Origin of the sequence: Pseudoalteromonas sp. GCY, assembly GCF_016695175.1 — a bacterium.
Classification (GTDB): Bacteria; Pseudomonadota; Gammaproteobacteria; order Enterobacterales; family Alteromonadaceae; genus Pseudoalteromonas.
In genome coordinates this window covers 988,932-1,003,175 of sequence record NZ_CP068023.1, presented here as the reverse complement: position 1 = coordinate 1,003,175, position 14,244 = coordinate 988,932, and the positions used below count along the sequence as shown (strand labels likewise).

Genomic DNA, 14,244 nt, shown 5'->3' with positions numbered 1-14,244 from the left:
TATGAAATTAGACAAACAAACACAAGCATTGTTAGACGACCTCGCGGCTCAAGCTGGGGACATTCATGACATTGAAATCTCCATTGAGACCTCTCGAGAAGGCGCAAGAGCGATGTTTTTAGGGCTCGCGGGAGAGATTGAAGCACAAGTAAGTAGCCAAGATCTACACATTGAACACAATGGTATTCACGTGGGCGTTCGCTGTTACCGCCCAGCGCATCCTTTGGCAAGCCCCAGTCCCGCGGTGGTGTTTGTCCACGGCGGCGGCTGGTCTTTAGGAGATGTCGACTGCTATGACGGACTGGTAAAAGACTTATGCCAGCAATCCGGTGTCGTATTTTTCAGTGTGGAATACAGCCTCGCGCCTGAGCATAAGTTTCCATACGCCCTGCAACAAGTGATAGCCGTTGTAGATTGGCTGCAAGAAAACCACCAGCAGTTGGAGCTAGACCCCACTAAGATTTCACTGATGGGCGACAGTGCGGGTGGTAACTTAGCGCTTGTTGCAGCGCATAACTTACATCAACAACAGCCAAACACCCTAAGTAACTTATACCTAGTTTACCCGGTGGTTGACTCCTTTTCTCCCCATGAAACCTATCCGTCACGCATGAAGTATGGCGATGGAGACTTGTTGCTAACCAGAGAGGCAATTAAAGACACCTGCGACTGGTATCTAGCACCCGAACAAACCGCGGCGGACGTCAATGTCTCGCCATTATTTATTGAAGACATGACGCATCTTCCTGCCACCAGTGTGTTGCTTGCCGGCTGCGACCCACTTTACGATGAGGGAGTACTGCTCGCCAAAAAACTAAAGCAAGCGGGTGTGCTTAATACCTTAACCTGCTTTGAAAATACCATACATGCGTTTTTCTCCTTTGCCGTGCTCGACGTCTGCAAGCTCGCGCGCAGTAATATCGCCAATCAGTTAAAACATGACTTGACCTAGGATAAAAATATGAAAAACACAAACACAGCGTTGCGCACTCACACTTATGGATTGCTCGTTTTTATCTCACTCGCAGCAAGTGGTTTAGCGCACGCATCAGCGACACTTGAAGCCACCTATACCACAGGTATTAACAATGGCTGGCAAAAGGTTGAAAGATGGCGAGATAGCTCAGGGCACATCGGCAATGAAAGCTTTCCTGCCGACGGCCGTGGCGATCAATCAGGTCAGCGTGCTACTTTCTTTGCATCTAGCCAACCAAGCTCTGCGCAGTTTCTGCTTTATCATGCGCCGGGTTGGGATAGTAACAGCCGCCAAACACCGGTGTTGCTGATCCACGGTGCCAATCAAGATGCTGACTTGGCTTGGGCAAATCCAAACGAGGCCGGTAGTTACGGCTGTGGTCGACAAAACTGCCCTTCGCAAGGCTTAATGCAAGCCCTTGCTAATGATGATTACAAAGTATTCGCCTTAAATCTGGCGCATAAAAATGGCGATGGCTATATCTGGGCGGAGCAGATAGCCAATGCCATCGCTCAGGTTAAAAATAAGACGGGGGCAACGCAAGTCGATTTAGTCACTTGGTCAAAAAGCGCGTTTAATGCCCGCATGTATATTTCTTCTTTAACCAATGCTTGGAGCACTAAATTCAACAGTGACGTACGCAAACTGGTGATGCTCGGTGCCCCCAACAACGGCATTGATTGGTCATTTCGTCACGGCGTTAATCATACCTATGGTGCTTATTCGCAATGTGGCGGCAGCATAAATGGGCCTACTGCGCATGATCAGATATTATGTTTTGGCTTATGGTATTCAAGTTCCGAGTGGGTTTACGATTCGCCTTACTTTCCAGGCTCCGCGCAGATGCTAAAAGCACTAGATGATAAATATGCACTCCCCACCACAGAACAAGATTGGTACACCACTTACTACGGTGGCTTAGGGTTTGTGAGCAAAGGCCGAGGTATCGCAGCGTTTACGGTCAACTCACTGGTAGAGCAAGTTCGTAGCGCTGGCACCGACAGCAGCGTTCAAGTTTATAATCTTTGTGGCGATCAGGCCGATATGGCATTTATTCACAATGAACATACCGGCCCTTCCGATGGCGTTGTATTTATCAGTAGCTGCATCGACAGCACCGGAATAAGTAACTTAGCGGGCTCAGCGGTTGTAGCCACCAACCACCTAGAGCTTGGCTGGGAACCCAGTGCAATCAACCAAATCAAAAATTGGTTAAGTGCACCCTAGCAGCCCCCTCGGCGGGTGGTGACAAAATACTGCACTAAAGTTGCAACGCAAAACTATTGCTATCTTGAGTTGATGTTGATTAACTGAATTGTTGAGAGTGACAGGATGAGCTTACGTATTTATGTCAAACACCGCCATTGCACCTTGCTACGTGCAATTGATGCAGCACACACTCACCGCAGCAAAACTGGAATTTGCTGCGGTCGCGCAGTATTTGGCTATCAATAAAGCCATTGACGCCCTAGATGCCATTGAATTTATGCGCGTGATGGAACACTGTGCGGTCGAGCTCAATGACGAAAGTCTAAACCTCAACCGCAAAAAGCTTCTGCCTGGCACCAACGAATTTGTATTCAATAGCCTGCGCCATTGCCGTACCATTACTCAGCTATTACAAGAGCTTGCCCGTGGCTATAACTTTATCCACGCGGGAACTTACAATTTCTGCGAGGTGTCACACACTCAAGTGAGTTACATAATTGATGATGCAGCCTTTGACTACGCGACGGCCGCTGACGCGCTCTTTTCTCGCTGTATGTTAGATAGCATGCTGATATTGATCCATGGCCTCGTAAAATATGTGTGCGCCGAAACCACCCAAGTTCAACTCACACAAGTGCAGACCAAAAGTGACTCAAGCTCGCTGCTAAATTCGGTTATCACCCACATTCCCATTAAACCCTTAAGCAATCGCTACTTACTCACCTATCAATACCAAGAAACTAATCAATCATTAGATTTAGCGAAGCTAGAGCACTTAACGCTCAATACCATTTATCATTCGCTCGCAAGTACACTCCATCACCAGCAGTCGATTAACGACCATGCTAACTTGCTCGATAAAGTCTATAGTGAGCTTAACGCAGGAACACTGTGCCAAGAACAAATGGCTGACAAGCTCAATATCAGTCCGGCAACATTAAGACGAAGGCTCGCTGAGTATCAAACCAGTTTTAGGCAACTCAAAAATAACGTACAGAACAAGCAGGCCAAACTGCGACTAACTCAAGGCAGTAGTTTGTATGAGGTGGCGCATGCGCTGCAGTTTTCAGATGAGCGTAGCTTTATACGTGCGTTTAAGTCGTGGAATGGCGTTACGCCTATGCAATTTCTGCAGAGTTTGAGTTCTACGGTAAAAGTTGACGTTAAACAAAGCAAAGCACAACAAAAGTGATATTGTGCAACAAGCAAACAGAGTAAAAATGTAATACGCGGAAGGAATATGGAAACACTTCAACTTGCAGGAACGCTACTCGGCGGTTTGGGAATATTTTTAGTTGCGATAAGCATGATGACGGAAGGCCTGAAACTAGCGGCTGGCTCGTCGCTGCGCCGAGTGCTTGGAGTGTGGACCAAAACCCCTCAGCGCGGTATTGCTGCTGGCTTTTGCATGACAGCCTTAGTGCAGTCTTCCAGCGCGGTTACCGTGGCCTCTTTGGGCTTTGTGAACGCAGGCCTTATTACCATGCATCAGGCGCTTGGTATCGTCTATGGCGCCAATGTTGGCACCACCATCACTGGCTGGTTAGTGGCTGCGGTTGGATTTAAATTTAATATCCAAGCTATCGCACTCCCCTTGATAGGCATTGGCGCCTTGATGAAGTTGCTACTTCCTCGCTCGCGACTGGCGTCGGCAGGTATGGCTTTGGTCGGTTTTGGGCTATTTTTTATCGGTATTGATATTCTCAAAGGCGCATTTGAGCATATTGTTGCGGCTTTTGATTTAAGCCAATTTACTGCAGAGGGAATAAGCGGCATGTTAACCTTTTTACTGGTGGGCATAGTGATGACAACCCTCACCCAGTCTTCCAGTGCTTCCATCGCCTTGACCATTACCGCCGCTGCTAGTGGTATGATTGGATTATACGCCGCAGGCGCGATGGTCATCGGCGCAAACGTCGGCACCACGTCAACATCTATTCTGGCATCTATTGGCGCAACAGCTAATGCCAAACGCGTCGCGGCGGCTCAGGTAATATTTAATGTGTTCACCGCGATGGTCGCTTTTATGGTGTTACCTGTGCTGTTTTATCTCATCAACCATTTTACCGCGCTTTTCGGCGTCACTGCAGATCCTGCGTTGTCATTGGCACTTTTTCATACTTTGTTTAATATTTTGGGCGTGCTACTAATCTTTCCACTAAATGACAGGCTCGCTGGCTTTTTAATGAAACGCTTTTGTAGTGCCGAGGAGATGGCTTCGAGGCTACGCTTTTTAGATAATACCATCGCCCAAACGCCAGAACTTGCAATCAATGCGTTATTGCTTGAGTCCAAACTTGTTGCAGATAAAGTGTTAGCCCAGTTTAATAAATGCCTACTCCCGACCGATAAACTCGCGGTTGAACAGGCACTCCATGCTATCCAATCACTGTGTCAGCAAATTAGCCTTTTTATTGTGTCGGTAGAGCAATCAGCATTATCATCACAGACCACCTCACTACTCGCTAAACTCATGCGTATTGAGCAGTATTTGTTTACTTGTAGCCACTGTGTAGAACAATTAACGAAACACGCTCCATATAAGCAACTCGCAGAGCACCATGACTTGCATGCACAATTGAATGAATACCAAGCCCAGCTTAGCCACTTTATGAAAACCAGTTTACATGAGCAAAGCGTAACACCTGCAGAGCTGTCACTAGCACAAGAGGCACTGCAACGTTTACATGACGATGTGAAAGACGATTTAATTCTGGCTGGTACTCACGCCTCGCTGGCGATAGATAAGATGGTAAGCAATATCAATACATTAGCGGAGATGTGGCAACTGTCACAACAATGGCATAAAGCGATGTTGCTGATCCACGCCATTGAAGCACAGCTCTCTCTATCGCAAAAAAATTAACTGTGAATCGATGTAAACAGATTACGTTTTTTTAATCAGCACATATTCCTATTTTGACGACTTGATGATAAAACGTAAGAAATAACTATAAAACAGGGACTAAGGTTTGAGAAAAAATATTACTAATATTGCGACACTATGTATGCTAACAACCATTGCAGGTAAATCTATAGCATTAGAAAAAGATCCATACCTATGGCTTGAAGAGGTTGAAGGAAAACAAGCGCTAGAGTGGGTAACGGCACAAAACGATAGCTCACTAAAACAACTCAAAAGCCACAGCCAATATAATCATATCTTTCAAAATACATTAGATATTATCAATGATCGGTCTCGTATTCCTTACGCAACTGAACGTGCAGGTTATTACTATAATTTCTGGAGAGATGCGGATCATGTAAGGGGCATATACCGCAGAACAACCCTCGAAGAGTATAAAAAAGCGGATCCTAAGTGGGAAACTATTCTCGACTTAGATGCCCTAGCAAAAACTGAAGACGAAAACTGGGTTTATGGCGGAATGAACTGTCACTATCCAAAGTATGAACGCTGTTTGGTGTATTTATCGCGCGGTGGTGCTGATGCAAAAGTCGTGAGAGAGTTCGACATTCCAAGCAAATCTTTTGTAAAAAATGGGTTTTATTTACCTGAAGCAAAAACCTCAGTATCTTGGTTCGACGAGAATTCAATATTTGTTGCAACAGATTTTGGAGAAGGCTCATTAACTGACTCAGGTTATGCTGGAACGGTTAAAGTGTGGCAACGCGGTACGCTGCTGGACGACGCTAAAACGATCTATCAGGCCAATAAAAGCTCTATCAGTGCCGGAGGCTTTACGGTCTACGATCAAGGCAATACAAATCACTTACTATATGATTCTACCAGTTTTTACACTCGCGATGTCTATAAACTCGAAGGTGACAAGCAGATAAAAATTCCAGTGCCCAGCGACGCAAGCTTCCTCGGATTAAACAATGGCATGTTCTTTATCCAACTAAAATCTGCTTGGAAGCATTTTTCACAAGCAGAAGTAATATATGCCAACATTAACGATTTGGATTCTAAAAATATCCAGTTTACAAGCTTAATCAAGCCAACAGCAAATCGTTCAATAGAAGATTTGAGTTTTACCAAATCAGCGATATTAGTTACCGTGTTAGATGATGTAAAAAATAAGGTTTTCCGCTATATGCCTGAAGCTAATGGGCAGTGGAAAATAGACCAAGTGAACTTTCCTGATACCGGTTCATTATCCGTTTTTGATACTGATCCCAATAGAGATGACTTTTTTGTCACATACACCGACTTTTTATCACCGACCAGTCTTTACTTAGTAGATGGTAAATCACTTGGAACAACAAAGCTTAAAGGTAATAAATCACATTTCGACGCAGATAAGTTCGTTACCCAGCAAAAATTTGCGACATCAAAAGACGGTACAAAAGTGCCTTACTTTATTGTTCATAAGAAAGATATCAAGTTAGATGGCAGCAACCCTACTTTATTATATGCCTATGGCGGCTTTGAAGTTTCTATGCAGCCATACTACTCGGCATCAACTGGTAAAAACTGGTTAGAACAAGGCGGGGTTTATGTGCTTGCGAATATTCGTGGCGGCGGTGAGTATGGACCAAGTTGGCACCAAGCAGCACTAAAAGAAAATCGCCACAAGGCGTATGAAGACTTTGAAGCCATAGCAGAGCAATTGATAGCTGACAAAGTAACCAAGCCTCAACATTTAGGTATTAAAGGTGGTAGTAATGGCGGATTGCTAGTGGGCGCGGCTTTCACTCGCAGGCCTGAACTTTACAACGCCGTTATTTGCCAAGTGCCATTACTCGATATGAAGCGTTTTAATAAGCTACTCGCTGGCGCAAGTTGGATGGGCGAATATGGTAATCCAGATGTTCCTGAAGAGTGGGAATACATTAAAACGTACTCGCCTTACCATAACCTAAGTAAAGACAAACAGTATCCAAAAGTATTTTTCACAACCTCAACCCGAGATGACCGCGTACACCCAGGCCATGCACGTAAAATGGTTGCTAAAATGAAAGATATGGGTTTTGAAGTTCTGTATTTTGAGAATACCGAAGGTGGCCATTCAGGCGCTGCAAACAATGAACAGCGAGCTATGGTAAATAGCCTTGAGTTTGTTTACCTTATGGACAGACTCAAGTAGCTTTAAATTTACTGTCGAATACATTAAAAGCGCTCAACCTCTTGATTGAGTGCTTTGTTCATTTCACCTATTCAGCAAAGCTCAGCTCTTGTGATTCAAGCGAAAACTGCTCGCCGGTATCCAGTGAGATTTCGATAGAAAATACATGGTTCTGCTTGTAAGTGAGCTCACTGTTCAATGTAAACTGGATAAAAATAAATTTAGCTATTCAAAAATATATCCACGCCACAAGAACTACACAGACTTTTTATCGAGTAAATGGGTATAACCCGAAATCATTAGTTCCAAAAATACCTATATAGCTTGTTTATAAAAAAGGTAAAATCAAGGGTTTGAAACCCTCTTTCATTTAATAGTATCAAACATGTTATCTAAATAACCAAGGTATAACTTCTACCTTTTAAGAAGATACCAAAAAAGGCATCTACTTCAACTCTACTTTCTCGCCCTCTAACAACATGCAGGATGAAAATAGAGTTTATTAATATCAAAAAGTTAAATCCTTAAAAAATCTAAAACATCAAAAACTACGCAAAACAGAAATTAATGTGCTAATTATGTAAACAATCATTTAAGAAGGAAAGAAAAAATGAAATTATTGGTAACTTTAATTTTTACTCTTATGCTTGCTGCATGTGCACACTCCCCCGATAAGAAAATCTATCCCAATTACAACGATTATAAGATGGACACTCAAAAACATATTCTAAGGGTAAATCGCAGGGTGAGAGCATACTTCGTTAACGACCATTAACCGAAGATAAGCTCTGCCCTGAATTCATCGTCAAAGCTGGCCCGAACACACTTACCACGTATCGAATCTTTACGGCCTGTGTGCTGTTTTACCAGATTGCGAACGACCCGTCTGAACAGCGCCATATTCTCTGCGGAAATCGGCTCACTGATCTGGCAAGCATCTTCCTTAAACACGACATCCAACACCCAATGCTGCTGGTTCTCGATGTGCCAATGGTGGCGGATAGCTTTTTGTAACATCTGTGCATCAGGCTCAACTGAAGTGACATAAAAGTGCGTGTCTATTTTTGTTATCGACTCGGATTTTTTGTGTCTTTCAACCGCGACTAGCGAAGTGAGTTCAGGCCATTTTTCTCTTATCTCTTCAGGCAGATTGTCGGCCTTCAGAACATAAGTGATGCGTGTTTCCTGACGTCCATGACCATTGCTGACTTGTACATCTTCAGGCAAATTCTTTTCTTCTTCAAAGGCTGTTTCAAAACATGAAGTGACTGCTTTATAGAGTGTTTTCTGATTTGCTTTGACCTGAACCAGATAGTCAGCCCCTCTTGAAATCAATGCTGAAAGTGTCGCTTTCTGACAATGTAGTGCGTCTAGTGTGACGATAGAATCTGAAATATCGAGCACATCTAATAAGGCCCTAACTGCCGGTATCTCATTGGACTTATTTTCTACCGTTCGCTGATACAAAGTTAAACCAGACTCGCAATCAAAAGCAGACACCAAATGTAAGTTATCCTCACGCTTTTTACTGGCACCGCGCAGAGTTTTACCATCAAACGCAATAATTGGCTTACCAGACTGAGAGCGCTGTTCGTTGACCCAACTGAACAAGGCCAAAACCAGAGAGTCAGTTTCTACTGTTTTAAGAATACGTGCAATGCTATGTCGCGTTGGAATACCGTGCTTAAATGCTCTGAACTGCCTGAGCCAAGGCAGTTTACTGTGCCCGAACACCTCGATATCTTTCCAGCCTTCACAACCAGATAAAACCGCCGAGATGATAAGAAACAAAACATCAGCAAGATCATGATGTTGATTGATAGAAGAACGCTTATCTTCAACAAGTTCAAGGTGGCTAAATAACGACATAATTAACAAGTAGATAGTGATAATGTGGGCGTTATTAGATCAGAAAAAGACCGAGTGTTAAAGCCTTTTTACAAAGTGTGATCCCGCCGTGGGGTAAATCGTCATGGGTACATTATTGATAGTGACTTTGCTGCAAAACCAGTGCTTTCTCGGCAATCACAGCGTGCAAAACCTGTAGCTGAAGTAAATCAACAAATTGAAAATATGCTTATCGAGGCTATAAAACTTAGCTGCATTAAATCGGGTTTTTCATGTAATGAACTAACATCGTTAGATTCCCTTTCTACGGACGTAGTTTCAAAAGTAAAAGAAGTCAAAGTATTGGTTTATGCGCATGGAGGGCTTAACACATACAAAGATACTGATGAGAGGATGGAAGAGCAACTTCAGCACATTTTATCTGAGGAGTCTGACTGGCATTATCCGATTTATATATCATGGCCATCTAATATTCCGGGGACTGTATTTGAGCACTTTTTTGAAATACGTGAAGGCAGAGACACTTCGGCTTTGGCAGGTATTCTAAGTTCTCCATTTGTCTTATTTGAAGACTTGGTAACCGCAATCGCTAGAGCTCCGGCAAGTATCTATTATCAATTTACAAATGATAAGGACCGGTTCGCATCAGGTTCAAGCAATAAATACTTATCAAATGTCTGGCGTGAAGCAAATTATCAATATCAAAATCATTTTTTTAAAAATAACCCTAACTCCTACGAATCACATGGTTATTACGTCAACAAGCTAGACAATATAAAAGTCAATCAAAGTACTTATCGTAATCAAGGCTTTGTTAACGGGGCAAAATCCGCAGGAGTCATCGCAGTCACTCCCATCAGATATGCCACTGGAATTGTGTGGAATGGTACTTTAGCTGGAGACAGCTGGGATATGATGAAGCGTCGAGCAAGAGCTATAGCCTACCCTACTGGTGAAGTTAACGAGACCATTCGAACAAATGCAAATAAAGGTATTGGCCAAAGTGTTGGCTTTCTCTTTGAAGAGCTCTTTAAACTTGAAAACAAATATCCGGATCTACCGATCAAACTAACTCTCGTCGGGCATAGCATGGGCACGATAGTTTTCAATAACCTACTTACTCGCTATCAGTCTAAATTTGAGCAAAGTAAGTCCCTTGACTCTATTGTTTACATGGCCGCAGCTGCAAATATTAGTGACACTCTATCTATCATTCCCGATGTATTAAAAAATAACCCAAAAACAATTCATTTTTACAACCTAACTCTCAACAGAGTAGCTGAAGTCGCTGAAACTTATGGATTTGGCTTAGCGCCTAGCGGCTCTTTATTAGTCTCTATTGATAAGTATCATGATGCTCCCGAACATCATTTATTGCGTACATTCGGCTCTGAAGTGAATATCCACTCCTCTCTTATAGCCATAACTGCAGCTTTCAAAAATGTAACGGATCCCGTTGTATTAAAGTCTTATAATAAAGACAATGATAAGCTCCCTTTCAAACACGGTCATTTTGGAAAGCTAAAGTTTTGGCAATGTGCAGAGTGGCAAATTGATGCTGAAGATATTGCAAACAATTGCAAATAAAACAAAACTTGATAGCTAAAAACTCTTTCTAACATGATCCTGTAATCATGCGTAGAACAAGAGTAATAAGGCGAAATCAAGAGCTTATAGACTTCGCCTCAAAATCGAGCTAACCGTAGCTTCGCGCAGCTTGATATGCCGCGCGAGCTTGCACTTTTTCAAGATAAGCCTTGATATTACCACGCGCAGTGAGCAAACCGACTTTGTCTGCGATTTCTAGCATCACCGTCATCATAATATCGGCGGCGGTAAAGTCGTTGCCTGCGAAATAGCTTTGCTTGGCGAGTGTGGCATCTATATAAGAAAAGTCGACATTTGCTTCTTTAGCAATGTAACCATCCATTGGTTTATCGCCTGTACGCTGCTCCATCTTCATCATCAAAGACGCGATCACAGGCAGCGCCAATGACCCCTCAGCAAAGTGCAACCATTCTTGATATTGATAATACTCAGGTGTCCCCGCATCTGGTCGCAAACTACTGTCTTCCGCCTTATCGAGCAAATACTCCATAATCGCTCCAGACTCGCACAAGACTAGGTCGCCATCAACCATCACAGGTGCTTTTCCAAGCGGATGCACCTGTTTTAAGCTATCAGGTGCAAGACGCGTCTTCGGATTGCGCTGGTGCTTCACAAGGTCATAAGGCATGTCGAGTTCATGTAAAAGCCAAAGTACTCTCGTCGAGCGTGATTCGTTTAAATGGTGAACAGTTAACATCTAATTTTTCCTGATAAATATAATTATACGAGTTCGTCTGGACCTAAGCGCACGACAAGTTTGCCGAAGTTTTTACCTTCCAATAAGCCAATAAATGCCTCGACTGTATTATCCATACCCTCGACTAAGTGCTCTTTGTACTTAATCTTGCCCGCGTTTAACCATGGCAGCATCGCTTCGCTGAACTCATTGTATCTATGCCCATAGTCATCAAACACAATAAAGCCTTGCATTTTCACTCGCTTAATCAGCAGTGTCGCCATCAGCATAGACATACGATCAGGTCCCGATGGCAACTCAGTTGCATTATACTGAGAGATCAACCCACACAACGGAACACGCGCGCTTGAATTAAGCAGTGGCAGAACTGCGTCAAACACCTTACCACCAACATTTTCAAAGTAGACGTCAATTCCTGACGGACATGCCTGCGCTAACTGTTCAGCGAGATCATCCTCGCGGTGATCAAGACAGGCATCAAAGCCAAGCGTATCTAGAGCATAACTGCACTTTTCGGCGCCACCAGCAATGCCTATTACTCTACAGCCTTGTAGTTTTGCTATTTGCCCAACAAGGCTGCCTACAGCACCGGTTGCTGCGGCAACGACTACAGTTTCTCCAGCTTTTGGCTGGCCGATATCCATCAGTCCCATGTAGGCAGTGAGGCCTGGCATCCCTAACACGCCCAAGCTATATGATGGGTTGGGTAAATTGTTGTCTAACTTAAGTAAGCCAGTGCCATCCGAAACGCTGTAGTCTTGCCAGCCGTTCATCGCGAGTACCCAGTCACCTTTGGCAAATTTGGGGTTATTTGACGCTTCAACTCGGCATACCGTACCACCTACCATCGCTTCGCCAATAGCAACCGGATCAGCATAAGATTTTGCATCGCTCATACGGCCACGCATGTATGGATCTAACGATAAAAAGACGGTACGAAGGAGCACCTCTCCCTCTTTTGGCGTTGGGATCTGCACTTCTTCATAATTGAAATTTTCTTGCTTTGGCGCACCATGTGGGCGTGACGCCAAGGTAATGCGACGATTCGTTTGACCGTTTTGAGCTTGGTTTATTGTATTACTCATGATTTATTCCTTTTACGGAGCAGGTTATAGCTGGTTTAGATACGTCAGCATTTTCTCAGCAACAAGTTCGGAGCTTGCAGGGTTTTGTCCTGTAAACAGTAAGCCATCTCTAACAGCAAACACATTCCAGTCATCCACTTTTTGGAAATCGGCTCCCCGCTTAACCAGCTCATCTTCCAATAAAAATGGCACAACATCTGTCAGCCCTACCGCCGCCTCTTCACTGTTAGTAAAGCCAGACACCACTTTGTCTTTTACAAGATATTCACCCTCGGTGGTTTTTACATCCATCAGCACCGCCGGAGCGTGGCACACCGCACCAACTGGTTTATCTGCAGCTAAAAAGGCGCTTATCAACTGGATTGAATTGGCATCTGTTGCTAAATCCCATAATGGTCCGTGACCGCCAGGATAGAACACAGCGTCAAAATCCGCCGCGTTCACCTCAGCTAGTGGCACCGTATTTGCCACCAGTTCCTGCGTTTTTTCATCATCAAAATAGCGTTTAGTACTGTCGGTTTGGAAATCAGGCTGTTCACTTTTCGGATCAATTGGCGGCTGACCACCTTTTGGTGAAGCAAGCGTTACTTCTACACCTGCATCTACAAAGGCGTAGTAAGGTGCGGCAAACTCTTCAATCCAAAATCCTGTTTTCTCACCTGTATTGCCAAGTTCTGCATGTGACGTTAGCACCATTAGTATTTTCTTTGCTGTCATCGGAATCACCTTTAATTAGTTATCTACGATTGCCAACCAAATCTTTAGGCCAGCGACTGAATATAAGAGTATGAACTCAAGGTAAGTTAAACAATGCAGACAAAAGCTAACTCTTTATTCAAACAATTGATACAATCAAATCATCTAAGTCGACGGAGCAACACGTGGACATTTCGTTTGAGCAACTTAAAAGCATGGTCGTTTTTGCGCAGGTGATTGAGCAAGGCACCTTAAGCGGCGCGGCTAGACACTTGAACTTGTCTCGTGCAGTGGTGAGCTATCATGTCAAAAAACTGGAGTCACAGTTAGGCATAAAATTACTCAACCGCTCGACTCGCACCATTTCACTTACAGAGGCAGGCAGTGAATATTATCAGCGCTGCCGCGTGATTGCAGAGCAAGCCTTTGCCGCAAACCAGCAAATTGAGAATTTAAAGAAAGAGCCAATCGGCCTAATTAAGCTTACCTGCCCTGTGAATGTTGGCCTGCAAACCATAGTGCCTGCACTCAATGAATTTAGAGCGATGTATCCAAAGATCCAGCTCGATATCATGCTCACAGATGAAGTCGTCAATATCATCAAAGAAGGGATTGATCTAGCCATTCGAGGCGCACCTCTTCCCGATTCAGGCCTGCAAGCCAGTAAACTTTCGGTGCTAAAAACCTGTTTGTGCGCATCGCCCGACTATTTGCAAAAGTATGGCATCCCCAAACACCCTACCGATCTCTATCAGCATCAATGGGTTATTTACAAGCTGACATCGGGCGCACTCACATTAATTAAAGGTTCTCGGGCTTATAGCATTACGATGAAAGGCGATATAAGCACCAACAATGCTGCGGCACGCACCGCTTTTGTTGAGGGAGGTCACGGTCTTGGACGAATTCCGACTTACGATGCGTTACCAAAAATACAGGCCGGTACCTTGGTTCCCGTATTAAAAGATTACACGCTGCCAGACATACATGTTTATGGCGTTTTCCCAGAAGGCAATGCCAACTCTAAAAAAGTGCGACTACTGCTCGATTTTCTAAAAGGGTATTTTCAGCGCCAATTGGTTGAAGCGTAAGCCTCAA

General features: G+C 43.9%; 11 protein-coding genes. 7 read left to right on the top strand and 4 right to left on the bottom strand.

Going from position 1 to position 14,244, the window contains the following annotated elements; all coding sequences use genetic code 11:
• Position 1: 1 nt before the first annotated feature.
• The 5 genes from JJQ94_RS09605 (at position 2) to JJQ94_RS09585 (ending at position 7,233) form a co-directional block, all read left to right on the top strand.
• On the top strand, positions 2–952 hold the full coding sequence (locus tag JJQ94_RS09605; RefSeq protein WP_099030835.1) for an alpha/beta hydrolase: 951 nt from the start codon (positions 2–4) through the stop codon (positions 950–952).
• A gap of 9 nt (positions 953–961) precedes the next feature.
• Positions 962–2,203: an esterase/lipase family protein gene (locus tag JJQ94_RS09600; RefSeq protein ID WP_099030834.1), complete on the top strand. Its 1,242-nt coding sequence runs from the start codon at positions 962–964 to the stop codon at positions 2,201–2,203.
• A gap of 121 nt (positions 2,204–2,324) precedes the next feature.
• Entirely contained in the window at positions 2,325–3,377 is a 1,053-nt protein-coding gene (locus tag JJQ94_RS09595) for a helix-turn-helix domain-containing protein (protein ID WP_099030833.1), read from the top strand.
• 48 nt (positions 3,378–3,425) lie between these two features.
• A complete protein-coding gene (locus tag JJQ94_RS09590) occupies positions 3,426–5,051 on the top strand; it encodes a Na/Pi cotransporter family protein (RefSeq protein WP_099030832.1) in 1,626 nt (541 codons plus the stop codon).
• Positions 5,052–5,193: 142 nt separating this feature from the next.
• A complete protein-coding gene (locus JJQ94_RS09585; RefSeq protein WP_236596624.1) occupies positions 5,194–7,233 on the top strand; it encodes a prolyl oligopeptidase family serine peptidase in 2,040 nt (679 codons plus the stop codon).
• Between the two features lie 750 nt (positions 7,234–7,983).
• Here the strand turns inward: JJQ94_RS09585 and JJQ94_RS09580 are convergent.
• A complete protein-coding gene (locus JJQ94_RS09580; RefSeq protein WP_201435408.1) occupies positions 7,984–9,081 on the bottom strand; it encodes an ISAs1 family transposase in 1,098 nt (365 codons plus the stop codon).
• A 141-nt stretch (positions 9,082–9,222) separates the two neighbouring features.
• On the opposite strand from JJQ94_RS09580, the gene JJQ94_RS09575 reads away from it, so the two are divergent.
• Positions 9,223–10,647, top strand: a complete 1,425-nt coding sequence (locus tag JJQ94_RS09575) for a hypothetical protein (RefSeq protein ID WP_236596571.1) — start codon at positions 9,223–9,225, stop codon at positions 10,645–10,647.
• A 109-nt stretch (positions 10,648–10,756) separates the two neighbouring features.
• Here JJQ94_RS09575 and JJQ94_RS09570 read toward each other — a convergent pair whose 3' ends face one another.
• From JJQ94_RS09570 to JJQ94_RS09560, 3 genes are read right to left on the bottom strand one after another with little or no spacing between them, the layout of a single operon-like run.
• Positions 10,757–11,365, bottom strand: a complete 609-nt coding sequence (locus JJQ94_RS09570) for a glutathione S-transferase family protein (protein ID WP_099031979.1) — start codon at positions 11,363–11,365, stop codon at positions 10,757–10,759.
• Between the two features lie 23 nt (positions 11,366–11,388).
• The gene (locus JJQ94_RS09565) at positions 11,389–12,450 is read right to left on the bottom strand and encodes an NADP-dependent oxidoreductase (RefSeq protein WP_099031980.1); all 1,062 of its coding nucleotides are present in this window, start codon (positions 12,448–12,450) and stop codon (positions 11,389–11,391) included.
• Positions 12,451–12,474: 24 nt separating this feature from the next.
• Entirely contained in the window at positions 12,475–13,167 is a 693-nt protein-coding gene (locus tag JJQ94_RS09560; RefSeq protein WP_099031981.1) for a type 1 glutamine amidotransferase domain-containing protein, read from the bottom strand.
• A 164-nt stretch (positions 13,168–13,331) separates the two neighbouring features.
• Here JJQ94_RS09560 and JJQ94_RS09555 point away from each other — a divergent pair, with 164 nt between their 5' ends.
• Entirely contained in the window at positions 13,332–14,237 is a 906-nt protein-coding gene (locus JJQ94_RS09555) for a LysR family transcriptional regulator (protein ID WP_099031982.1), read from the top strand.
• Positions 14,238–14,244: the final 7 nt, after the last annotated feature.